The organism is Streptomyces sp. NPDC059852 (assembly GCF_042731455.1).
In the GTDB taxonomy this organism is placed as follows: Bacteria; Actinomycetota; Actinomycetes; order Streptomycetales; family Streptomycetaceae; genus Streptomyces.
On sequence record NZ_JBHWJK010000014.1, the window covers coordinates 26,752 to 49,193 of the forward strand.

Genomic DNA, 22,442 nt, shown 5'->3' on the forward strand with positions numbered 1-22,442 from the left:
TCAGGCCAGCGCCTTGGCGAACCAGTGCTCGGCGTACACGTCGTCGTTGTGCGGGGCGGTCTCCGCGTAGCCGAGCCGGGCGTACAGGGCGCGGGCCTCCACCAGGTCGTGCCGGGTGTCGAGGACCACGCGGGCGGCGCCGAGGGCCCGCGCCGCCTCCTCGGCGGCCCGCACCAGCGCCGGCCCGCCGCCCCGGCCGCGCAGCGCGTCGCGGACGAACACCCGCGTCAGCTCGGCCGTCTCGGTGTCCAGCAGCCGTACACCGGCCGTGCCGGCCGGCTCGCCAGCCCAGCGGGCCACCAGCAACACGCCGCGCGGGGGCCGCAGTTCGTCCCAGGTGGGTGCGGCGATCTCCCGCTCCAGCTCCGCCGGGTCGGTACGCCGCCCCTCGTGCAGCAGGTACCAGCGGTCGCTGACCTCCGTGTAGTACGCCCGCCAGAGCGCCACGGCGGCGGGGGAGTCGGGGGGTTCGGGGGTGACGGTCCAGGACATGGCCGCCATCGTGGCACCGGGGTCCGGGCGGGGGCACCTCGTTTGTGCGGAGGCGGCGGTCCCGCGGGCGCGGACAAAAGACGCATACGGTGAACTGCCGTACGCCGTGCGCCCGATGGCCGTTTGAGATGCCCTTTACCGGCAACCCGACGTCCATGTCAACTGGCGTGATCATTCTGATCGTGATTGCGGCCGTCGTCGTCCTCGGCGTGGCCGCCCTGGCCCTGCGCACCCGTGGTGCCCAGGGCAGCCGGGGCCTGAAGCGACGCTTCGGGCCCGAATACGAACGGGCCGTGGCCCGCCACGACGGGGACACGAAGGCGGCCGAGCACGAGCTCGCCCAACTCGTCGAGCGGCACGGCGGGCTGAAGAAGCGCGCCCTGGACCCGGCCGACGCCGAGCGCTTCGCGACGCGCTGGACGGCGGCCCAGGAGCACTTCGTGGACGCGCCCCGCGAGGCGGTCACGGAGGCCGAGCGGCTGCTCGCCGAGGTGGCGGCGGCCCGTGGCTTCCCGGCCGGCGACCGGTACGAGGAGCAGCTGGAGGCGCTCGCCGTCCACCACGCTCCCCATGTGCAGGGCTACCGGCACCTGCACCACGTCGCCCGCAACGGGTCCGACACCGAGGAGATGCGCGCGGCCCTGCTGGAGGGGCGCGGCCTGTTCGAGGAACTCGTCGGAGGGTCCCGCCGGACCCCCGAACGCACACATGCGGGGAGGAGCTGAGGCACATGAAGGACGTCACCGACACCGACGCACGCGAGGACGCCCGGACCGGGACCGGCCCGGACCGGTGGCCCACCGCCCCCGACGACGGACGGACCGGCGCTCACGACGGCACCGCGCACGAGGCCGCCGGCCTGCGCGACGCCGGCGAGCCCCGCACCCCCGGCAACGGCACCGGCACGGACGCCGGGTCCCTCGCCGGGACGGCACCCGGGACCGACGGCACGCACGCGACGACGCGCGGCACGCGTGAAACGCACGGCACCGATGAGACGCACGGCACGCACGGCACGGGTACCCACAGCACGCACGAGACGCACGGCTCCCACGAGCCCGGCACCCCGGGCACCGGTACGCACGGCACCACCGGCACCCCGGGCACCGGCAAGCACGGCACCACCGGCATCGGCAAGCACGACACCACCGGTGCCGGCGCCGCGCACACCGCCCTCCTGCCGGACGGCGAGCGCGACCGGCTGGAGCTGCGGGTGCGGGACGCCGTGACCCACTTCGTCGACCGGCCGCGGGCCGCCGTCGAGGAGGCCGACGGGGCCGTCGAGGAGCTGCTGGGACGGCTCACCGAGGCCCTGGCCGAGCGGCGCCGCACCCTGCGCAGGTCCTGGCATGACTCCGACGGGACCGCCGACACCGAGCAGCTGCGTCTGGCGCTGCGCGACTACCGCGAGCTGGCCGAACGGCTGCTACACGTCTGACCCGTCCGTCCCGTCCGCCGCCCGGCGTCCCTCCCGGCGCTGCCGCCACTCCCGTACGACCTCGTCGACGTCGTACGGCCGGCGGCCCAGGGGAGGGCCGGGCGGCGGCTTCAGCAGCATGTCGCGGATCTTGACGTTGACGTCCGTGACGATCTTCCGGGCGGCGCGCTCCGTGGGAGCCGCGTACGCCGCCTCCAGCGCGTCCTCCGCCTCCTTGCGCAGCGCCAGCGCCGGGGGCAGCACCGACAGGCCCTCACGGGCCATCTTGCGCTTGACCCACCACAGTTCGTCGTACGGCTCCTCCAGGTCGCGCGGCAGCGGCCGGCCGGCGCCGGGCAGACGGTCGAAGTCGCCGCGCCCCTGCGCCTCGCTGATCTGATGGTCGACCCAGGACTCGAACGGCACACCGGGGGGCTTTCGCTCGGTCATGAGTTCATTGTGCCGGACACGATCGCGCCGGGCGATTTATCATGCGGCGTCGATGGTCGAACCGGCCGTCGGGCAAGGACGTTTCAGAAGGAGCGCACGTGCTCGAACTCACCATGGCCGCCGTGTCCGCGGCGGACGAGGGCGCCACGGCCGGCATGCTCATGGCCGACGCGCCCAGCGAGCCGGGCGCCGTGCTCCGGGTCGGCCGGGACAAGTCCGTGTGCCGGCTGGCGACCCCCGACGACTGGCTGTTCGTCTCGCGCGTCCACCTGGAGTTCCAGTGCGCCGCCGACGGCAGCTGGCACGTGACCTGGCTGCGCGGCTCGCAGGCCGACCCGTCCTCCGAGGTGGCGATGACCGTCGCCGGTCACGTCCAGCCCGTCGGGTACGGCCAGACGGTGTCGCTGCCGAGGGGCGGCAGCGGTGAGATCGTCGTCCACGACCGCACCGCCCCGCGCAGCGTCAACGTCGGCTTCTACCACGAGGGCTGAGCGGGCCCGCCCCGGTCACGCCCGCACCCGGGCCAGCAGGAACCCGTCGTAGCCCTTGGCGCCCACCGTCTGCACCGCCGTGCCGGTCAACCGCGGGTGCCGGCCGATCAGTTCCACGGCGGCCCGGGTGCCCCGGATGTCCGGCGCGTCGCTGTCCGCGTCCAGGACGGCGCCGCCCCGCACCACGTTGTCGACGACGATCAGGCTGCCCGTGCTGGTGAGCCGCAGCGCCCACTCCACGTAGTGGGGGTTGTTGGCCTTGTCGGCGTCGATGAACACCAGGTCGAAGGGCGCGGGGTTCTCGTCGGCCAGCTTGGGCAGCGACTCCAGGGCGGGGCCGACCCGCACCTGCACGATCCGGTCCAGGCCCGCCCGCGCCAGGTTGCGGGTGGCGACCTCGGCGTGCCGGGCGTCGTACTCCAGCGTGACCAGCCGGCCGTCGGCGGGCAGCGCGCGGGCCAGCCAGATGGTGGAGTACCCGCCGAGCGTGCCGATCTCCAGGATGCTGCGGGCGCCCTGGATCTCGGCGAGGAGCCGCAGCAGCTTCCCCTGGGGCGCCGTGACGCTGATGCTCGGCAGGCCCGCCGCGTCGCTCTCGCGCCGGGCCGCCTCCAGGGCGTCGTCCTCCTGTGCGAGCTGGTCGGTGACGTACGTGTCGACATCGCCCCAGAGCTGGGAATCGCTCATCGCATGGCCTTTCGGACTGCCGGCCGGGTGCACCGGCCGGTTCGCGGCTGACGTTCCAGGATCCCCGATGGCGCGGCGGCCGGGGCCACCCGCGCGCCGCCTCACCGGAGGCGAACGGGCGTACCGCCGACTATCGTCACGGAAAAAGGTGAAGATGTCAGGCGAAATGGGGCATGTCTGCATCTCCCTGAAGGGCGGTACGAGCCGTCCGGCGTTTCGAAGATTCCCCGTCGACCCGCGGGGCGCATCGGGGCGGGAGGCCGACGAGGCGTGGCGAAGGCGGAGCACCGAGGGCGGCCGGCCGCGGCAGCCGGGGCCACGGCGGCCGGCACCGTCCAGGCACGTGTGCGGGCGATCCGGCTCGGCCTGTGGATGGTCGCCGCGTTCCTCGGTGCCCGCCAGGTGGCCGCCGTCCTCGGCACCCCGCGCGGCGAGCGGCTGACCGACCTGGAGACCTGGGTCGGCCCGGCCGGCGTCCTGCACCTCGAGGGCTCGCTGTACGACTCCGAGCGGTTCACCGGCACCCCGTTCGGCGGACTCGTCCTCAAGCCGCTGACCCGGGCCGCCGAGGAGGCGCTCGGCTGGGGCTGGACCTTCGGCACCCTCCTGCTCGTCGTCGCCCTCGGACTGGTGGCCGCCCGCGCCCTGCCCCCGCCGGTCGGCCGGCGCACCGCCGTGCTCGCCGCGCCCGTCGCGATCAGCCTGCTGATGGTGTCGCTGCCGGTGCGCAACGCCCTCCACCTCGGCCAGACCAGCATCATCCCGGTCCTGCTCGTCCTCCTCGGCTGCTTCGCCGTGCGCGGGGAGCGGTTCAGCGGGGTGCTCATCGGCCTCGCGGCAGCCCTCCAGCCGACCCTGCTGCTGTTCACGCCCCTGCTGTGGTGCACCGGCCGGCGGCGGGCCGCCCTGTCCGCCGGAACCGCGTTCACCGCCTGCACGCTGCTGGCCTGGGCGGCGATGCCCCGTGACTCGGCCACCTACTGGGTCCACCACATCGCAGGGCTCGGCCTGGGCGGGCCCGCCGACGGCCTCGCCAACCAGTCCCTGCACGGCGCCCTGCTCCGGTTCGGCCTGACCGGGCCCCTCGAGATCGCCCTCCTGCTGGTCCTCGGCGCCGCCGTCGCCGTGCTCGCGCTGCGCCGCGCCGTGCGCTACGCCCGCGACGGGCAGCTCCTGCTCGCCGTCGCCGTCACCGGCTGCGCGGTGATCGTCGTCTCGCCCACCGCCTGGCAGCACCAGCTGCTGTGGGTGCTGCTCGCCGTCGTCGGCCGGGTCGGCCGGCGGGCCGGCGACCGGTACGCGTGGCCGGTCGCGATCGCGTTGGTCATGACGCTGCCGGCGGACACCCTCGTGCCGGACAAGGTGGTCTTCCAGCCGCTGCGCGCCGATCTCGTGCTGTGCGCGGCGCTCGCCACGGCCGTCGTCGTGCCGTTCCTGCCGCGCACCTCGCCGTACTGGCGGGCCCCGGTGCCGACGCGGTACGCCGACCCGGTGCCGTCCCGGTTCCGGCACATCCCGCTCGTGTCCTTCCTGCGCCGGGCGGTGAGCCGGCCCAACCTGCTCTTCGAGCTCGTGCTGATCCGCGTCACCTACGACGCCTACGCGCGGATCCGCCTCGCCGCGGCGGGCCCGTCCTCCGCGTCGGGCCGGGCCACCGCCGAGGAGCACGGGGCGCAGATCCACTCCGTCGAACGGGCGCTGGGCATCGACATCGAACGCTGGGCCAACCATGCCGTCGTCGCGGCCGGCGGTCTGCGGGACTTCTTCGACTTCTACTACGAGTCGTTCCACTTCGGGGTGCCGCTGGTGATCCTCGGCCTCCTGTACTGGCGGCGGCCCGTCGACTACCGCTGGGCCCGCACCGCGATCGGCTTCGCGACGCTGTTCGCCCTGGTCGGCTTCTGGCTCTACCCGCTCGCGCCGCCCCGTCTGATGCCGGGCCTCGGTGTCGTCGACACGGTCAACGGCCCGCAGGACTTCACCCAGCCCGACTACGGCACCCTCACCGAGCTCACCAACCAGTACGCCGCGATGCCGTCCCTGCACTTCGGCTGGTCCCTGTGGTGCGGTGTGGTCGTCGCCGTGCTCGCCCCCCGACGGTGGATGAAGGCGCTCGGGCTGCTGCACCCGCTGCTCACGGCGACGGCGATCGTCGTCACCGGCAACCACTGGGTGCTGGACGCGGTGGGCGGCGCGCTGGTCGTGGCGGCGGGCTTCGGGGTGACGTACGTCTTCCAGGGCCCGCGCGCCCGGACCGTCGGCCCGGGGAGGAGGCGGAGCCGCAGCGATCCGCGGGCCGCGGTGCGGGACCGTACTCCGGGCTGATCCGTTCACCGGCTCCCGCCCGGGCCGCCCCACGCCCGTGCGGTGACGGACGAAAGCGGCGACCCGGGGATCGGGGGTCGCCGCTTTCGGTACAGGGGTCGGCCGGATCAGTACCAGCCGTTGGACTGCCAGAAGCCCCAGGCGCCGCACGGGCTGCCGTAGCGGTCCTTCATGTAGTCGAGGCCCCACTTGATCTGGGTCGCCGGGTTGGTCCTCCAGTCCGAGCCCGCCTCGGCCATCTTGTCGCCGGGCAGCGCCTGGACGAGGCCGTAGGCGCCCGACGAGGAGTTGGTGGCGTGGGGGTTCCAGTCGCTCTCATGGTCGACGATCTTGGAGAAGCACTGGAACTGCGCCGAGTCCGCGATGATCTTCTTCGCGACCCGCTGGGCCGAGGAGGCGTCGCCCGTCGCGGCCTGGGCGGGCGCCGAGGCGAGCAGGGTGCCGGCCGTGGCGGCTGCCAGGACCGTACCGGCGAGGGCCTTCTTCGGAGCGGAGAGGCGGCGGAAGGCGGAGACGGCGGACACGGAGAACCTTTCGTACGGGGACGGGGGCCGCGGGCGTGCCGGCCACAAGGGCTTGGCATGCGTCGGCGCCGAGGCCCTGAGGGCACGTCGGCGCCGTGCGACGTCCTCCACGAAAACAGGCGTGGCAGATGTCCGCAATGAACCTGTTTGCTAGTTGTGGCCGTATGCCGGGAGTGAGGTACCCGTGTGACGGGGGTCTCAACGCGCAGGTCGGAGGGCGTTTTGGTGCAGTCATGACAGCACCGTGGCCCACTAGGGCGGATCGTAGGTGACCTGAGTCATGTGGGGCGGTTCACCGCGCCCCTGACGAAGGGCGCACGAGCGCTCACCGTCCGGGTGCGTCGAACGTGACCGGGCTCTCGAAAGCCGCCCGCCGCGTCGCCCGGCGCAGCGCCTTCAGTACCGCCGGACCCAGCACGACCGTCAGCACCACGGTCACGATCGCCCGCCCGAGGTCCCACCCGAGCGAGGTGGCCACGCAGTACGCGGCGAACCGGGCCAGATTGGCGAGGGGGCCCAGCTCCGGCGCCGGAGAGATCGTCGAGGTGTCCTTCGGCAGATAGGGCCAGCCCGCCATGTTCATCACCGTGCCGTACGCGAAGGCGGCGAGGAAGCCGTACGCCGCCAGCAGCGCGACCTCCGCGCGGCCCCGCAGCCGCTCCGCGCCCGGCAGCAGCCCGGCGCCCATGGTGAACCAGCCCATCGACAGCATCTGGAACGGCAGCCACGGCCCCACCCCGCCCGTGAGCAGGGCCGACGCGAACATCGTCACCGAGCCGAGGACGAAGCCGAAGCCCGGACCCAGCACCCGCCCGCTGAGCACCATCAGGAAGAACATCGGCTCCAGCCCGGCCGTCCCCGCGCCGATCGGCCGCAGCGCGGCCCCCGTCGCCGCGAGCACGCCGAGCATCGCCACCGCCTTCGGGCCGAGCCCCGACTCCGAGATCGTCGCCGCCACGACCGCGACCAGCAGCATCAGCAGCCCCGTGAACAGCCAGGGCGCGTCCTGCGCGTGCGCGTTCACCTGGGAGCCGGGCACGGCGAGGAACGGCCAGCCGAGCGCGGCGGCACCCACCGCGCCGACCAGCACGAGGGCCGCCACGGACCGGGGCCCCAGCCGGACCGGTCGGGTCCGGTTCCCGGTGCCGCTCATGACAGGGCCTCCTGGACCTGGGCGACGGTCAGCCACCGCCGCGGGGCGAGGATCTTGGTGACCTGCGGCGCGAAGGACGGCGAGGACACCACCACCTCGGCGGTCGGACCGTCGGCGATCACCTCGCCCTCCGCGAGCAGCACCACCCGGTGGGCCAGCTCCGCCGCCAGCTCCACGTCGTGCGTCGCCAGCACGATGGCGTGCCCCTGCCCGGCGAGGTCCCGCAGCAGGGCGACCAGATGGGCCTTCGCCGCGTAGTCCAGCCCCCGGGTCGGCTCGTCCAGCAGGAGCAGCGGCGGCCGGGCCGTGAGGACGACGGCCAGCGCGAGCGTGAGGCGCTGACCCTCGGACAGGTCCCGGGGGTGGAGGTCGTCGGGGACGCCCGGCAGCAGCGTGGACAGCAGCGCGCGGCAGGTGCCCGCCTCGGCCTCCGCGTCGGCGTCGGCGGCCGCGCACTCGCCGGCGACCGTGTCGGCGTACAGCAGGTCGCGGGGTTCCTGCGGGACGAGGCCGACGCGGCGGACGAGGTCCCGCGGCGATGTGCGGTGCGGCACCGACCCGCCGGTCAGCACGGTCCCGGACGACGGCGTCACCAGGCCCACGAGGGCGTTGAGCAGGGTGGACTTCCCGGCGCCGTTGCGGCCCATCAGGGCCACCGTCTCGCCGGGGGAGACCGTGAGGTCCACCCGCCGCAGCGCCCGTACCCGGTCCCGGGTCACCGCGAGTGCCCGCACCTCGGCCGCGTACGGGGAGGCGGGGGCCGCCTCGGCCGTGGCGCGGGAGCGGCCGAACCAGCGGCGGGCCGGGGTACGGGCCGGCGGCGGGGCGGGCACCTCGGAGCGCGCGGGTGCGGGCAGGACGTCGTGGTCGCCGAGGCGCTGCCGCAGGTCCGCCGCCCGGCGCCGGGCGTCCCGGACCGTCAGCGGCAGCGGGGACCAGCCCGCCAGCCGGCCCAGCGCCACCACCGGCGGGTACACCGGGGACATCGCCATGACCTCCGCCGGATCGCCCAGGACCGGCGGTTCGCCCGGCGCGGGGAGCAGGACGACACGATCCGCGTACTGCACGACGCGTTCGAGGCGGTGCTCGGCCATCAGGACCGTCGTGCCCAGGTCGTGGACCAGCCGCTGCAGGACGGCCAGGACCTCCTCGGCGGCGGCCGGGTCCAGCGCCGACGTCGGCTCGTCCAGCACCAGCACCCTCGGGTGCGGGGTGAGGACCGAGCCGATCGCGACGCGCTGACGCTGCCCGCCGGACAGGGTGGCGATGGACCGGCCGCGCAGATCGGCCAGACCCAGCAGGTCCAGCGTCTCCTCGACCCGGCGCCGCATCACGTCCGGGGCCAGCCCCAGCGACTCCATGCCGTAGGCCAGCTCCTCCTCGACGGTGTCGGTCACGAAGTGCGACAGCGGGTCCTGGCCCACCGTGCCCACCACGTCGGCGAGTTCGCGCGGCTTGTGGGTGCGGGTGTCCCGGCCGGCCACCGTGACCCGGCCGCGCAGGGTGCCGCCGGTGAAGTGCGGCACGAGCCCGCTGACCGCGTTCAGCACGGTCGACTTGCCCACCCCCGACGGCCCGACGAGCAGCACCAGCTCCCCCTCGGGCACCTCGAAGTCCACGCCGTCCACGGTGGGCGCGGCAGCCCCGTCGTAGGTCACGGAGACGTTCTCGAAGCGGATCACGACGGCTCCTTGCGGGCGGCGGCACCGCGCGGCGCCGGCTTCCTCGGTGCGGGGCTGACGAACGCCGGGAGCAGCCCGATCAGGACGGCCGCCGCCGGCCACAGCGGAAGGGCGGGCGCGACCAGCGGCACCACACCCGGATTCAGGGCCGCCGGCTCACGGCTCGCGGCCAGGGTCAGCAGGGCGGCGACCGCCGCGCCCGACCCGGCGACCAGCCAGGCGCGCGCACCCCAGCGGTCCGGCCGGTACCGGGTGCGCGGGGAGCGGCGCCCGCCCAGGCGCAGCCCCGCCAGCGCCGCCGCGAGACCGGCGAGCAGCACCGGCAGCCCGTAGGTGCCGCCCGCCGCGGTCAGCAGCCCGTACGTGCCCGCGCACACGCCCAGCAGTCCGCCGAGGGTGAGCGCGGCGGTCGAACGCCGCACCCGGAGGGGGACGTCGGCGGTACGGCCGTAGCCGCGCGCGTCCATCGCGGCGGCCAGCGCGACCGAGCGCTCCAGCGCGCCCTCCAGCACCGGCAGCCCGACCTGGACCAGGCCGCGCAGCCCCCGGTCGGGCCGCCCGCGCAGCCGGCGGGCGGCCCGCAGCCGCTGCACGTCGGCGATCAGATGAGGGGCGTACGTCAGCGCCACCACCACCGCGACACCCATCTCGTACAGGGCGCCCGGCAGGGACTTCAGCAGACGCGCCGGATTGGCGAGGGAGTTCGCCGCACCCACGCAGATCAGCAGGGTCGCCAGCTTCAGACCCTCGTACAGGGCCCTGACCAGGGTCTCGGCGGTGACCCGGCCGCCCAGCCGGATGCCCTGCGCCCAGTCGGGCAGGGCCACCTCGGGCAGGGTGACGAGCACATGGGTGCCGGGAATGGGGGAGCCGAGGGCCACCGCGAAGAACAGCCGGATCACGAGGACGGCCAGGGCGAGCTTGACGAAGGCGCCGTAGGAACGGGCCCAGGGGGCGTCGGGACGGCAGGTCGCCACGACGTAGGCGGACGTCGCGATGAGCAGGGCGAGCAGCAGCGGGTTGGTGGTGCGGGTCGCCGCGGTGCCCAGCGCCAGCGCCCAGACCCACCAGGCGCCGGGGTGGAGGGGGTCGCGAACGGCCCGCACGGTGCCCGGCACGGCCGGGTGAGGGGCGACCGCCCCCTCCGGGCCGCCCCCGCTCCGCGTGCCGCCGCGCCCCCCTGCCATCAGCCGCGCCGCCGTCGGGCCTGCCAGATCGCCGCGCCCGCGAGGACCACGACGGCCGCGACACCGGCCACGAGACCGACGGAGGCACCGTCCTCCGGGTCGTCCTCCGGCTCGGTGGCCGCCGCCGGCTTCTCGCCCTTTGCGACCTGCTCACCGCAGCCCTTGCGCGGATAGCCGTCGATCGCGCACAGCAGGGCGTTGGAGTCGTACCGCAGCGGACCGGCGACGGCCGCCAGGGCGTCCGCGGTCGTGGCGTCCGGGTCGACGCGCGCGCAGACCGTGCGCCGGGCCGGCGGCCTCTCGCCCGAGGGGGCGTCGGCGGCCGTACCGAAGTCCAGGACCAGCGCGATCCGCTTCTTGCCGTCCTGCGCGGGCGTACGGGCGCAGATCACGGAGAACTCGGCCGCGCCCCGGGGCCGCGTGGCGTCCTTCGAGTCCTCGCTCACGGCGAAGCGGAACCCCTGGACGTCACCGTCGTCGGGGCGGGACAGCGAGGGGCCGAGGGTGGCGTACGACCAGGAGCCGCCGTCGCGGTCCCAGAACGACCAGTACCGGTACCCGGTGGCCTGGGCGGCCTGGGCCGCACCGGCCGTCAGGACCAGCGCGGCCGACAGGACCGCGAGGGCGCGCCGGATCACGCCCGCCCGCCCTTGCGGTGGCTCAGGAGGAAGCCGATACCGACGCCGACGACGAGGAAGACGCCGACGTACCACCAGACGCCGAACGGGCTGTCGTCGTCCTTCTCCTCCTGGGCGTCCGCGCTCTGCTCGGCCGCCTTCTGCGGCGCCGGACCGGTCGCGTTCAGCTTCGCGACCAGGTCGGTGCCGCCGAAGTCGCGCGGGTCGGTGCCGGTGGCGTGCGCGGCGAAGATCAGCTGGGCGTAGGCGGCGGGGCCGTTCTGCGCGGCCCACTCGGCGGCGTTGCCCTCCAGCCACTTCAGGGGCTCGGCGGCGGCGCCGGCCCCGCCCTGCGCGGCGAGCGCGACGACCGCGTCGGCCGTGTTGCCGTAGTCCGGCTGGTCGTCGGCGCCGGGCAGCGCGGAGACCAGGTGCCCGTCCTTCGCGAGCACCCGCGTCAGGTAGGCGGCGCCATTGGCGGCGGCCTGCTCGGGGGAGCCGGCCTTCGCGCAGGTGGCGTCGGCCTTCTCACCGGGACCGGTGACCAGGCCCTTGCCGAGCGCGCCGATCACCCCGGCCGCGGTGGCGTCGGCGTTGGCGGCCAGCTTGCCCTTCTTGTCCGGCTGGTAGGCGAAGGCGCCCGCGTCGTCGCCCTCGCAGGGCAGCGCGAGGGAGAGCAGGGCGTCGTAGGGCGACTTGCCGTCCCTGGTGACCTCGGCCGGCTTCTCGCCGGCGGCGGCCAGCGCGCCGACGACGACCGACGTCGAGTTGGTGTCGCTCGCCCCGCCCGGGGTGTAGCCCCAGCCGCCGTCCTTGTTCTGCACGGACTTCAGCCAGGTCACGGCCTTGCCGGTGACGGCGTCGTGGCCGCCCAGTGCCGTCAGGGCCTGCACGGCGGCGGCGGTGCTGTTGCTGTCGACCATCACCTTGGCGTCGCACGCCTTGGCGGTGTCGGCGCGGTACGCGGCGAACGCCCCGTTCGCGCACTGCTGCCCGGTCAGCCAGTCCACGGCCGACGCGGCGGGCCGCACCTTCGCGGTGTGCTGGGCGAGCAGCGCGAGGGACTGGCGCCAGACCCCGTCGTACGTCGGGTCGGTGGTGCCGTACAGCCCCTTGGGGAGGGCCTCCGACGGCGACGGGGACGGTGAGTCGGCGGCCATGGCGGGCGCGGTCGCGCCGAGCACGACGGTGGCGGCCAGGGCCGCGGCGCTGCGGCGGACGTTCATGATCGGCGGGTGCCCTCTCCCTGTGGGGAGCCGGACAGCGCGGGAGGACCCCCGGGCGGCTCGGCTCCGTATACCTCGACGGTGCCGTGCTCCGGCAGGCTGCCGGGACACGTGAGCCGGTCACGTCCGTCCAGGGCGGTCCGGCTCACCGGCCACGGACCGCCCGCCACGCAGGCGGGGACGCGGGGACCGGTTCACGGTTGCGGGTCAGCGCCGGAATTGCACCGGCTTTCCCCTGAACGGGTGAGTGATGACGACCGGGACACTGTACCCGCCCGTAACCCGGGCCCTCCGGGGCACCTCGCACCGGGTACCGTCCTGCCGACACGAGGGGGCAGGACGATGGGGCGACTGATCGGTTCGGGGCGGACCGCCGACGTGTACGAGATAGACCGGGACTGGGTGCTGCGCCGGGACCGGGAGGGGTACGGCGACGCGCTCGCCGAGGGCGAGATGATGGCGCATGTGCGCGGCCACGGCTACCCGGCGCCGCGCGTCCGCCTCGACGGCTCCTCGCGGACCGAGCTGGTGATGGAGCGCCTGACCGGGCCGACCATGCTGGGCGCGCTCATCGAGGGCACCCTCGGCCCGGACGAGGCGGGCGCGGAGCTCGCCCGGCTGCTGCGCCGGCTGCACGGCCTGCCCGGACGCCGCCCGGGGACCCGCGTCCTCCACCTGGACCTGCATCCCGACAACGTGATCCTCACCCCGGACGGGCCGTTCGTCATCGACTGGAGCAACGCCCGCGACGGCGACCCCGGCCTCGACTGGGGCTCCTCCGCGGTGATCCTCGCCCAGGTCGCGGTCGGCGACGAGGACCTCGCGGAGGCCGCCCACGCGCTGCTGGCCGCCCTGCTGGCCGACCCCTCGGACCTCACGGAGGCCGGCCTCGGTGAGGCCCTGCGCGCCCGTGCGGCCAACCCGACGATGACCGAGCGGGAGACCGGACTCCTCGGCGCCGCCGGGAAACTGATCCGCACGTTCCTGCCCGGCGGGGGCCGGCCATCATGATCACCCTGCCGGGCACCGGGGAGCCCGTCCTCCCGCCCGAGGAGGAGGAGTTCCCGGCTCAGCGGCGCCGGGTCTCCTCCGGGGCCGTCAGGTCGATCAGCCGGCACACCGTCTCGATGTCGATCCTCACCTGGGCGATCGAGGCGCGCCCCGACAGCCAGGTGATCAGGGCCGAGTGCCAGGTGTGCTCGATGACGCGGACGGCGGACATCTGCTGCGGCGTCGGGTCCTCCAGGCCCATCGCGTCCAGGATGATCATCGTGGTCTGGCGGGAGACCTGGTCGACCTCGGGGGAGACGCTGCGGTCCGCGAACGTCAGCGCCCGCACCATCGCGTCCGCCAGATGCGGCTCGCGCTGGAGGGCGCGGAACGCCCGCATCAGGGTCTCCGCGACCCGTTCGGCCGCCGTCGCGCCCTGCGGCGGCCTCTTGCGCAGCGTGCCGTGCATGTGCTCCAGCTGGGCCTGCATCGTGGCGACCAGCAGATGCACCTTGGACGGGAAGTAGCGGTACAGCGTGCCGAGCGCCACCTGGGAGGACTCCGCGACCTCGCGCATCTGCACGGCGTCGAAGCCGCCCCGGCTCGCGAGCTGCGCGCTGGCGTGCAGGATGCGCCGGCGGCGGGCCTCCTGCCGCTCGGTGAGAGGCGGTGAGGGAGGGCTCGCGCTACTGACTTCCGCAGGCATGGATCCCGTCCGTGACAGTCGGTGAGGGTGGGTGACCGGACAGAGCATGCCAGGGGTCGGCCGTGGCGTGAATCACCTGATCCATCGCTCACAGCGGCGCTACCTGCCGGTAGATTCAGAGCCTCCTGAACGATCAAGTCTGAAACTTGTTCTAGATTAACGTCCCGGCGTAACCTCGCGGGACAGAGCAGGGAGAAGGGGGCCCGGAGTGACCGCTGAGGCCAGGGAGGCCGGGTCTCCGACGGACCTTGCCGCCGACGGCGGGCGACCGCTCGACATCGCGCTCCTCACCTACAAGGGAAACCCGTTCTGCGGCGGCCAGGGCGTCTACGTCCGGCACCTCTCCCGCGAACTCGCCCGCCTCGGCCACCGCGTCGAGGTCATCGGCTCCCAGCCCTACCCCGTGCTCGACGAGCACGAGGACTACGCGGGCCGCCTCACCCTCACCGAGCTGCCCAGCCTCGACCTGTACCGCCAGCCCGACCCGTTCCGCACGCCCAGCCGCGACGAGTACCGCGACTGGGTCGACGCGCTGGAAGTGGCGACCATGTGGACCGGCGGCTTCCCCGAGCCCCTGACGTTCTCGCTGCGCGCCCGCCGCCTGCTGCGCGCCCGCCGCGGCGACTTCGACGTCGTGCACGACAACCAGACCCTCGGCTACGGCCTCCTCGGCGATGTCGGCGCCCCCCTCGTCACCACCATCCACCACCCCATCACCGTGGACCGCCGGCTGGAGCTGGACGCCGCCACGACCTGGCAGCGGCGGATGTCGGTCCGCCGGTGGTACGCCTTCACCCGGATGCAGAAGCGGGTCGCGCGCCGCCTGCCGTCCGTCCTCACCGTCTCCGGCACCTCCCGCAAGGAGATCGTCGACGACCTCGGTGTCCGGCAGGACCGCATCCACGTCGTCCACATCGGCGCCGACACCGACCTGTTCTCGCCGGATCCGTCGGTCCGCCGGGTGCCCGGCCGGATCGTGACGACGTCCAGCGCCGACGTCCCCCTGAAGGGCCTCGTGTTCCTCGTCGAGGCGCTCGCCAAGGTCCGCACCGAACACCCCGACGCCCATCTCGTCGTCGTCGGCAAGCGCCCCGAGGACGGCCCGGTCGCCCGTGCCGTCGAGCACTACGGCCTCGAGGGCGCCGTCGACTTCGTCAAGGGCATCTCCGACGCCGAACTCGTCGACCTGGTCCGCTCGGCGGAGGTGGCCTGCGTGCCGTCGCTGTACGAGGGCTTCTCGCTGCCCGCCGCCGAGGCCATGGCCACCGGCACCCCCCTGGTCGCCACGACCGGTGGGGCGATCCCCGAGGTCGCCGGACGCGACGGCGAGACCTGCCTCGCGGTGCCGCCCGGAGACGCCGGGGCGCTGGCCGCAGGACTGACCCGGCTGCTGGGCGACGCCGGTCTGCGCGACCGGCTCGGAGCGGCCGGACGCGCGCGCGTGCTCCAGCACTTCACCTGGGCGAAGGCCGCCGAGGGCACGGTGGCCCGGTACCGCGAGGCGATCGCCGCCGGCCGCCGCCCCCGCGCCACGGCCGCGGACACCGCCCCGGCCGCCCCTGTCCGCTCCACGACCCCACCCGTCACCGCCCCGGCCTCCCCCCTCGTCGAGGGCGCCGACACCGAAAGCAGGGCCACGTGCTGACCGTCGACTTCTCCCGGTTCCCGCTCGCCCCGGGCGACCGCGTCCTGGACCTCGGCTGCGGTGCCGGACGGCACGCGTTCGAGTGCTACCGGCGCGGCGCCCAGGTCGTCGCGCTGGACCAGAACGGCGAGGAGATCCGCGAGGTCGCGAAGTGGTTCGCGGCGATGAAGGAGGCCGGCGAGGCCCCCGAGGGCGCCACCGCCACCGCCATGGAGGGCGACGCGCTCGCGCTGCCCTTCCCGGACGAGTCCTTCGACGTCGTGATCATCTCCGAGGTCATGGAGCACATCCCCGACGACAAGGGCGTCCTCGCCGAGATGGTCCGGGTCCTCAAGCCCGGCGGCCGTATCGCCGTCACCGTCCCCCGTTACGGACCCGAGAAGGTCTGCTGGACGCTGTCCGACGCCTACCACGAGGTCGAGGGCGGCCACATCCGCATCTACAAGGCGGACGAGCTGCTGGCGAAGATCCGCGAGGCGGGCCTGAGGCCGTACGGCACCCACCACGCGCACGCGCTGCACTCGCCGTACTGGTGGCTGAAGTGCGCGTTCGGCGTGGACAACGACAAGGCGCTGCCCGTGAAGGCGTACCACAAGCTCCTCGTCTGGGACATCATGAAGAAGCCGCTGGCCACCCGGGTCGCCGAGCGGGCGCTGAACCCGCTGATCGGCAAGAGCTTCGTGGCGTACGCGACCAAGCCGCACCTGCCCCGGGTGGACGCGAAGTGACCACTCCCCGGACAGAACACCTCGTCCTGCCCGGGGTCCTCACCGCCGAGCAGGCCGCCGCGACCGTGGCCGGCATCCTCGCGGTACAGCGGGAGGACGGGGCGATCCCGTGGTTCCGCGGACACCACCTCGACCCGTGGGACCACGTCGAGGCCGCCATGGCGCTGGACGCCGCCGGTGAACACACCGCCGCCGAGCGGGCGTACACCTGGCTGGCCACCCATCAGAACGACGACGGCTCCTGGTACGCCGCCTACCGCGACGGCGACCACGACGACGTCACCGACACCGGGCGCGAGACCAACTTCGTCGCCTACATAGCGGTCGGCGTGTGGCACCACTACCTGTCCACGGGCGACGACACGTTCCTGGACCGCATGTGGCCCACCGTGTACGCGGCGATCGAGTTCGTGCTGCGGCTCCAGCAGCCCGGCGGGCAGATCGGCTGGCGGCGCGACGACGACGGCACTCCCACCGAGGACGCCCTGCTCACCGGCTCCTCGTCGATCCACCACGCGCTGCGGTGCGCGCTGGCCATCGCCGAGCAGCGCGAGGAGCCGCAGCCGGACTGGGAGCTCGCGGCGGGCGCGCTGCGCCACGCCATCCGGCGGCACCCCGAGCGGTTCCTGGACAAGGACCGCTACTCGATGGACTGGTACTACCCGGTGCTCGGCGGGGCGCTCACCGGCGCCGACGCCGAGGCCCGGATGCGGGAGGGCTGGGGCCGGTTCGTCGTGCCCGGCCTCGGCGTGCGGTGCGTCGTGCCCAACCCGTGGGTCACCGGCGGCGAGTCCGCCGAACTCGCCCTCGCGCTCTGGGCGATGGGCGAGTCCGACCGCGCGCTGGAGATCCTGCAGTCCATCCAGCATCTGCGGGACGCCGAGAGCGGCCTGTACTGGACGGGATACGTCTTCGAGGACGACGCCATCTGGCCGCGTGAACTCACCACGTGGACAGCGGGATCCGTCCTGCTGGCCGTCGCCGCGCTCGGCGGGCACGAGGCCACCTGCGCGGTGTTCGGCGGGGACCGCCTGCCGGCCGGGCTGGACCCGGACTGCTGCGCCTGACCGCCGGGGCCGGGTGCCGGCGCCGGCGTCAGTGCCGGTGCACCCGGCCGGCGATGGCGTGGCCGACGAACAGGTAGACCACGGCGGCCAGGCCGTACCCGGCGACCACGCGGGCCCACTCCTCGTCGAAGGTGAACAGATCGTGCGACCAGCCCGCCAGCCAGCGGGCGACGTCATGGACGAACTGCACGAAGTCGTTGCCGCGGTTGGCATCCAGCAAATACATGAGAATCCACAGGCCCAGGATGAGGGCCATGACATCGGCGACGATCGCGATGACCGTGCCGGCCTGGTTGGCGCCGCGATATCTAGGGGACATGCTCCTCGCTTGACCCCGGAACCCGGCTTGAAACCCGGCCCGCGCCTACGAGTTGAGCTCGGCCGGCACCCGCAGGGTGCCCGGACGGTCCGTCAGCCAAAGGTCGGGGAGACGGCAACGGCCCCCCGCCCGGAGGGGCGAGGGGCCGTCGTACGACGTGGGGACTCAGCCGCGCTGGATGCCGCTCGTGTCCTGCAGGACACCGCGACGGCCGTCCTGCGTCTGCGCGACCAGGGCCGCGCCGCGCTGCTCGACGGCCAGGTACCAGGTGCCCGGCGCCAGTTCGGCGATCGGGTTGGGCGAGCCGTCCTCCGGGAAGAGGGGACGCGCCACCGGCACGGCGAACCAGAACGGGGAGAAGTCACCGGCCGGCGCGGGCGCGGGCGCCTGCGGCTGACCGCCCCCGAACGGCGGCTGCTGCTGCCCCGGCGCACCCGGGTAGCCGTAACCGGCCTGCGGCTGCCCGCCGTAGGGCTGCGGCGCGGCCGGCCGCGGCGCCGGCACGAGCGCGGCCTGAAGCGCCGGCACGAGCGGCGTCGCCACGGCGGCGGCGGCGAGGATGAGGGCGGCGAGGAAGCCGAGGATGAGACCGGCTGCCGCGCTGGCGCGGTCCGGGGTGTCCACCAGCGACCAGAACAGGGACCAGGCCGTCAGGATGGCGAAGCCCGTGCCGACGGTGCCGAGGTCGAGACCGGCGACCTTGCGGGGCTGGGGCAGAAGGCGGTTCACGACGATCAGGGCGGCGCCGATGACCCCGCCCATGTACACGCCGAGCCCGAGGCCGAGGGACTCCCACGAGTTCTGGTCCCAGTCGTACCCGGAGACGGAGTAGAGGTTGAGGAACGACGCGATGAACAGCAATACCGCTGCTCCGATCACCACGCCGTCGCCTCGAGTGAGGGAGCGAATATTCACTTCAGGTCCTTCGTCAGTCGTCTCAACATCGGCATCGCTGGAGGCATCGCTGTCACCATGTCGCCGTCTGGCCCCGGTGTGAAGCGTGGGGGTGGCCCCTCATCGTAGGGACGACCTTATCGTCCGTCCGACACGTCTGTCCGCCGGGATCCACCCGAAGACCACTACCCTCGCAGGAAACTCACGATTCCCTCAGAGATTCCCTGCGCCGCCTTCTGACGCCAGGCGCCGCTGGTGAGCAGTGCCGCGTCCTTGCTATCGCGCATGTTGCCGCACTCGATGAAGACCTTGGGAACCGTTGACAGATTGAGACCGCCCAGGTCCTGACGCGTGACGAGACCGGTGCCGTCGCCCACATAGTCGGAGGGCGCGCTTCCGGTCACGCGGACGAACGCGCCCGCGACGCGCTCGCCGAGCGCGCGCGACGGGGCCACGATCGGGCCGGTGTTCGCGTTACCCCCGGACACCCTGCCGGGCAGGATGACGTGGAAGCCGCGCTGTCCGGCGCCCGCGCCGTCCGCGTGGATCGAGACGACGGCGTCCGCGTGCGCCTTGTTGCCGATCCGGGCGCGCTCGTCCACGCACGGGCCCCACGGCCGGTCGCCGTCCTGCGTGAACTCCACGGTGGCGCCCTGCTTCTCCAGCAGTGTGCGCATCCGGCGGGCGACGTCGAGCGTGAACTCGGCCTCGGGATAACCGGCGTTGGTGGACGTCCCCGTGGTGTCGCACTCCTTGCGGTTGGTACCGATGTCCACCTGGCGGTTGATCTCCGCCGTGTGCCGGAAGTTGCCGGGGTTGTGGCCCGGGTCCACGACGACGACCTTGCCCGTGAGCGGGCCGGTGCCCGAGGCGGACGGGGCCGGGCTCGGCTTCTCGTCGTCGGTGGGGGACGCCGCCGGGCGGGTGCTCGCCTGCGACGGCCGTACCGCCGCCTCGCCGGAACCGCCTCCGTCGTCGCCCACGGTGGCGTACACCAGCCAGCCGAGCAGCGCCCCCGGCACGAGGGCGGAGGCGGCCACGGTCAGGGCGCGGCGACGGCCGCGGCGGGGCTGCGGAGGATCGAAGTCCGGACCTAGGTACGACACGCCTGACACCTTACGGGCCGGGTCCCGGCCGTGCCGTCACGGCGCATCAGAGGCCGTCACCCGTCCGTCGCAGCACCCGCAGCGAGTCGGTCGCCGACACCTCCGTGAAGGCGCCGGAGGCGAGGGCCCGCAGGTAGACGCGGTACGGCGCCTGGCCGGTGAACTCGTCGGCCGGGTCCGGGAACACGTCGTGGATGACGAGCAGACCGCCCTCGGCGACATGCGGGGCCCAGCCCTCGTAGTCGGCGTTCGCGTGCTCGTCGGTGTGACCGCCGTCGACGAAGACCAGCCCGAGAGGCGTTCCCCACACCTTCGCGACCTGCGGGGAGCGGCCCACCAGGGCGACCACGTGGTCCTCCAGGCCCGCCCGGTGCAGGGTGCGGCGGAACGTCGGCAGGGTGTCCATCAGGCCCAGCTCGGGGTCGACGGTCTCCGGGTCGTGGTACTCCCAGCCCGGCTGCTGCTCCTCGCTGCCGCGGTGGTGGTCGACGGTGAGGGCCGTCACCCCGGCCGCGCGGGCCGCGTCGGCGAGCAGGATCGTGGAGCGCCCGCAGTACGTGCCGACCTCCAGCAGGGGGAGCCCGAGCCGTCCGGCCTCGACGGCCGCCGCGTACAGGGCCAGGCCCTCGCCCGTGGGCATGAAGCCCTTCGCGGCCTCGAACGCGGCCAGGATGTCGGGCTTGGGGGCGGGGGCCATGGGGGTCCTCTCCGTCGTACGACCGTATGGGCGCCCATGGTGCACCACACCCCCCGTCACCTGGGCGACGGGGGGTGCGGGCGGGCCGGGGGAGGCGCGTCTCAGGCGGTGACCGCCTCGCCGGGCAGCGCGAGGTCGACGTCCACCGCGCCGTCCTCGCCGGGGTGCGTGGCCGCCGAGGCGAGCGGCGCGTGTCCCTCGGCGCGGGCGGCCAGGACGTAGGCGCCCTGAGCCGGGACCGCGAGGGCGTAGCTGCCGTCCTCGGCGGACAGGGTCGCGCCGGCCTGCCGGCCGCGCCGGTCGATCAGGGTGACCTTGGCGCGGGCCACCGGGGTGCCGGCGGCGTCCAGGACGCGCCCGCGGAAGCCGTGCAGGGCCTCCTCGGCGCGCTCCAGGTTGGCGTCCTCCTCGCTGCTGGCGCGCAGCTGCGGGTGGGCCGAGGGGCGCTGCCGGGGCAGGAGCAGGGCGAACGCGAGGCCGAGGACGACGGCGCCGGTCGCGATCAGGAAGGACAGCCGGAAGCCGTGCATGGAGGGGATCGCCACCCCGCCGGCGTCGTTCGCCGTGTTGGCCAGCACCATGCCGATGACGGCGCTGGACACGGACGTGCCGATGGACCGCATCAGGGTGTTGAGGCCGTTCGCCGCGCCGGTCTCCGAGGCCGGCACCGCGCCGACGATCAGGGCGGGCAGCGAGGAGTACGCGAGGCCGATGCCCGCGCCGAGCACCACCGCGATCACCAGGCTCTGCCACGCCGCGCTCATGAGGCCCAGGCCGGCGCCGTAGCCGATCGCGATGATCAGCATGCCGAGGATGAGGGTGGTCTTGGGGCCGTACCGCGCCGAGAGGCGGGCGTAGACCGGGGCCGTCACCATCATGGTCAGGCCGAGCGGGGCGACGAGCAGGCCCGCGACGACCATCGACTGGCCGAGGCCGTAGCCGGTCGCCGTCGGCAGCTGGAGCAGCTGGGGCAGGACCAGCGAGACGACGTAGAAGCTGACGCCGACCATGATCGACGCGAGGTTGGTGAACAGGACGGCCGGGCGGGCGGTGGTGCGCAGGTCGACCAGCGGCGCCTTGACCCGCAGCTCGTACACGCCCCACAGGAGCAGGACCGCCGCGGCGGCGCCGAACAGGCCGAGCGTCATGCCGGACGTCCAGCCCCAGTCGCTGCCCTTGGTGATGGGCAGCAGGAACAGCACGAGACCCGCGGAGAGGCCGAGCGCTCCCGGGAGGTCGAAGGTGCCCTGCGCGCGGACCTCGGACTCGGGGACGACGAGAAGGGTCAGGGCGATGGAGAGGACGCCGAGGGCGGCGGCGCCGTAGAAGAGGGCGTGCCAGTTCGCGTGCTGGGCGACCAGGGCGGCGGCCGGCAGGGCCAGACCGCCGCCGACGCCGATCGAGGAGCTCATGAGGGCCATCGCGGAGCCCAGCCGCTCACGGGGCAGCATGTCCCGCATCAGGCCGATGCCGAGCGGGATGGCGCCCATGGCGAAGCCCTGGAGGGTGCGGCCGACGATCATGGGGAGCAGGGCGCTGGTGACGGCGCTCAGCAGGGCGCCGGCCACCATCACGGAGAGGCTCGCGATCAGCATGCGCCGCTTGCCGAAGAGGTCGCCGAGGCGGCCCATGATCGGGGTGGCGACGGCGCCGGAGAGCAGGGTCGAGGTCAGCACCCAGGTGGCGTTGCTGGGCGTGGTGTCCAGCAGCTGCGGCAGGTCCTTGATGACCGGGACGAGCAGGGTCTGCATCACCGCGACCACGATGCCCGCGAAGGCCAGGACGGGGACCAGGGCCCCGGAGGTCGCTCTGCCGACGGGCCGTTCGATGGTCGTTCGTGTCATGTGTACGTCGAACTCCGTGTGCCCGGGCAACTATTCCGATGCTTTGGCACACTAACGAAATCTTGACCTTCTCTTGGGAGAAGGGGCCGCTGGGAGGGGAGGCCGCCGGCAGCAGGGGGCCGCGGGGAGAAGGGCTGCGAAAATCCGTGCCGGCCGGGAGGCAACGGTTCAAGGGGCTCATGGACTCCTTCGGAC

General features: G+C 74.0%; 23 protein-coding genes and 1 riboswitch. Of the genes, 8 read left to right on the forward strand and 15 right to left on the reverse strand.

Going from position 1 to position 22,442, the window contains the following annotated elements; all coding sequences use genetic code 11:
* On the reverse strand, positions 1-492 hold the full coding sequence (locus tag ACFV46_RS19275; protein ID WP_361932197.1) for a GNAT family N-acetyltransferase: 492 nt from the start codon (positions 490-492) through the stop codon (positions 1-3).
* A gap of 155 nt (positions 493-647) precedes the next feature.
* Between ACFV46_RS19275 and ACFV46_RS19280 the strand changes: the two genes are divergently transcribed.
* Entirely contained in the window at positions 648-1,217 is a 570-nt protein-coding gene (locus ACFV46_RS19280) for a hypothetical protein (protein WP_361932194.1), read from the forward strand.
* Positions 1,218-1,222: 5 nt separating this feature from the next.
* Complete coding sequence (locus tag ACFV46_RS19285; RefSeq protein WP_385498948.1) at positions 1,223-1,930, forward strand: hypothetical protein; 708 nt, start codon at positions 1,223-1,225, stop codon at positions 1,928-1,930.
* Here the strand turns inward: ACFV46_RS19285 and ACFV46_RS19290 are convergent.
* Positions 1,919-2,359, reverse strand: coding sequence for a DUF1992 domain-containing protein (locus ACFV46_RS19290; protein ID WP_361932189.1), 441 nt, complete (start codon positions 2,357-2,359; stop codon positions 1,919-1,921). The two genes, ACFV46_RS19285 and ACFV46_RS19290, sit on opposite strands and share 12 nt — an antisense overlap.
* Before the next feature lie 98 nt (positions 2,360-2,457).
* On the opposite strand from ACFV46_RS19290, the gene ACFV46_RS19295 reads away from it, so the two are divergent.
* Positions 2,458-2,850 carry a hypothetical protein gene (locus tag ACFV46_RS19295; protein WP_361932187.1) on the forward strand — a complete coding sequence of 131 codons (393 nt, stop codon included), beginning with the start codon at positions 2,458-2,460 and terminating at the stop codon, positions 2,848-2,850.
* A gap of 15 nt (positions 2,851-2,865) precedes the next feature.
* On the opposite strand, the gene ACFV46_RS19300 is transcribed toward ACFV46_RS19295, so the two are convergent.
* Positions 2,866-3,537, reverse strand: a complete 672-nt coding sequence (locus ACFV46_RS19300; protein WP_361932184.1) for an O-methyltransferase — start codon at positions 3,535-3,537, stop codon at positions 2,866-2,868.
* Positions 3,538-3,807: 270 nt separating this feature from the next.
* Here ACFV46_RS19300 and ACFV46_RS19305 point away from each other — a divergent pair, with 270 nt between their 5' ends.
* Complete coding sequence (locus ACFV46_RS19305) at positions 3,808-5,862, forward strand: phosphatase PAP2 family protein (protein ID WP_385498949.1); 2,055 nt, start codon at positions 3,808-3,810, stop codon at positions 5,860-5,862.
* A gap of 107 nt (positions 5,863-5,969) precedes the next feature.
* Here ACFV46_RS19305 and ACFV46_RS19310 read toward each other — a convergent pair whose 3' ends face one another.
* From ACFV46_RS19310 to ACFV46_RS19335, 6 genes are all read right to left on the reverse strand, one after another.
* Positions 5,970-6,386: a lytic transglycosylase domain-containing protein gene (locus tag ACFV46_RS19310; RefSeq protein WP_385498950.1), complete on the reverse strand. Its 417-nt coding sequence runs from the start codon at positions 6,384-6,386 to the stop codon at positions 5,970-5,972.
* A gap of 325 nt (positions 6,387-6,711) precedes the next feature.
* Positions 6,712-7,539 (reverse strand): ECF transporter S component, encoded by an 828-nt coding sequence (locus ACFV46_RS19315; RefSeq protein ID WP_376728833.1) that lies wholly within the window; start codon positions 7,537-7,539, stop codon positions 6,712-6,714.
* Positions 7,536-9,221: an ABC transporter ATP-binding protein gene (locus tag ACFV46_RS19320; protein ID WP_385498951.1), complete on the reverse strand. Its 1,686-nt coding sequence runs from the start codon at positions 9,219-9,221 to the stop codon at positions 7,536-7,538. Before ACFV46_RS19320 ends, ACFV46_RS19315 begins: the two co-directional genes overlap by 4 nt.
* Positions 9,218-10,408, reverse strand: a complete 1,191-nt coding sequence (locus tag ACFV46_RS19325; protein ID WP_385498953.1) for an energy-coupling factor transporter transmembrane component T — start codon at positions 10,406-10,408, stop codon at positions 9,218-9,220. Before ACFV46_RS19325 ends, ACFV46_RS19320 begins: the two co-directional genes overlap by 4 nt.
* A complete protein-coding gene (locus ACFV46_RS19330) occupies positions 10,408-11,046 on the reverse strand; it encodes an SCO2322 family protein (protein ID WP_376728836.1) in 639 nt (212 codons plus the stop codon). The genes ACFV46_RS19325 and ACFV46_RS19330 overlap by 1 nt, the downstream gene beginning before the upstream one ends.
* Positions 11,043-12,251: a prenyltransferase/squalene oxidase repeat-containing protein gene (locus ACFV46_RS19335; protein WP_385498954.1), complete on the reverse strand. Its 1,209-nt coding sequence runs from the start codon at positions 12,249-12,251 to the stop codon at positions 11,043-11,045. The genes ACFV46_RS19330 and ACFV46_RS19335 overlap by 4 nt, the downstream gene beginning before the upstream one ends.
* Before the next feature lie 115 nt (positions 12,252-12,366).
* Positions 12,367-12,528: riboswitch (cobalamin riboswitch) on the reverse strand.
* Between the two features lie 65 nt (positions 12,529-12,593).
* Here ACFV46_RS19335 and ACFV46_RS19340 point away from each other — a divergent pair.
* Positions 12,594-13,262 (forward strand): phosphotransferase, encoded by a 669-nt coding sequence (locus ACFV46_RS19340; protein WP_385498955.1) that lies wholly within the window; start codon positions 12,594-12,596, stop codon positions 13,260-13,262.
* A gap of 58 nt (positions 13,263-13,320) precedes the next feature.
* On the opposite strand, the gene ACFV46_RS19345 is transcribed toward ACFV46_RS19340, so the two are convergent.
* Positions 13,321-13,947 carry a TetR family transcriptional regulator gene (locus ACFV46_RS19345; protein WP_376728838.1) on the reverse strand — a complete coding sequence of 209 codons (627 nt, stop codon included), beginning with the start codon at positions 13,945-13,947 and terminating at the stop codon, positions 13,321-13,323.
* Positions 13,948-14,155: 208 nt separating this feature from the next.
* On the opposite strand from ACFV46_RS19345, the gene ACFV46_RS19350 reads away from it, so the two are divergent.
* From ACFV46_RS19350 to ACFV46_RS19360, 3 genes are read left to right on the forward strand one after another with little or no spacing between them, the layout of a single operon-like run.
* Positions 14,156-15,592, forward strand: coding sequence for a glycosyltransferase family 4 protein (locus tag ACFV46_RS19350; RefSeq protein ID WP_385498957.1), 1,437 nt, complete (start codon positions 14,156-14,158; stop codon positions 15,590-15,592).
* Positions 15,586-16,320, forward strand: a complete 735-nt coding sequence (locus ACFV46_RS19355) for a class I SAM-dependent methyltransferase (protein ID WP_361932157.1) — start codon at positions 15,586-15,588, stop codon at positions 16,318-16,320. Before ACFV46_RS19350 ends, ACFV46_RS19355 begins: the two co-directional genes overlap by 7 nt.
* Positions 16,317-17,387, forward strand: a complete 1,071-nt coding sequence (locus tag ACFV46_RS19360) for a prenyltransferase (protein ID WP_361932155.1) — start codon at positions 16,317-16,319, stop codon at positions 17,385-17,387. Before ACFV46_RS19355 ends, ACFV46_RS19360 begins: the two co-directional genes overlap by 4 nt.
* Before the next feature lie 28 nt (positions 17,388-17,415).
* Here the strand turns inward: ACFV46_RS19360 and ACFV46_RS19365 are convergent, their stop codons facing one another.
* The 5 genes from ACFV46_RS19365 to ACFV46_RS19385 all read right to left on the reverse strand — a co-directional run bounded on the left by ACFV46_RS19365 (position 17,416) and on the right by ACFV46_RS19385 (position 22,247).
* The gene (locus ACFV46_RS19365) at positions 17,416-17,706 is read right to left on the reverse strand and encodes a hypothetical protein (RefSeq protein ID WP_385498959.1); all 291 of its coding nucleotides are present in this window, start codon (positions 17,704-17,706) and stop codon (positions 17,416-17,418) included.
* A gap of 165 nt (positions 17,707-17,871) precedes the next feature.
* Positions 17,872-18,588: a hypothetical protein gene (locus ACFV46_RS19370; RefSeq protein ID WP_385498960.1), complete on the reverse strand. Its 717-nt coding sequence runs from the start codon at positions 18,586-18,588 to the stop codon at positions 17,872-17,874.
* A gap of 197 nt (positions 18,589-18,785) precedes the next feature.
* On the reverse strand, positions 18,786-19,706 hold the full coding sequence (locus tag ACFV46_RS19375; RefSeq protein WP_385498962.1) for an N-acetylmuramoyl-L-alanine amidase: 921 nt from the start codon (positions 19,704-19,706) through the stop codon (positions 18,786-18,788).
* Positions 19,707-19,752: 46 nt separating this feature from the next.
* Positions 19,753-20,403 carry a class I SAM-dependent methyltransferase gene (locus ACFV46_RS19380; protein ID WP_361932144.1) on the reverse strand — a complete coding sequence of 217 codons (651 nt, stop codon included), beginning with the start codon at positions 20,401-20,403 and terminating at the stop codon, positions 19,753-19,755.
* A 101-nt stretch (positions 20,404-20,504) separates the two neighbouring features.
* Positions 20,505-22,247, reverse strand: a complete 1,743-nt coding sequence (locus tag ACFV46_RS19385) for an MFS transporter (RefSeq protein WP_385498963.1) — start codon at positions 22,245-22,247, stop codon at positions 20,505-20,507.
* Positions 22,248-22,442: the final 195 nt, after the last annotated feature.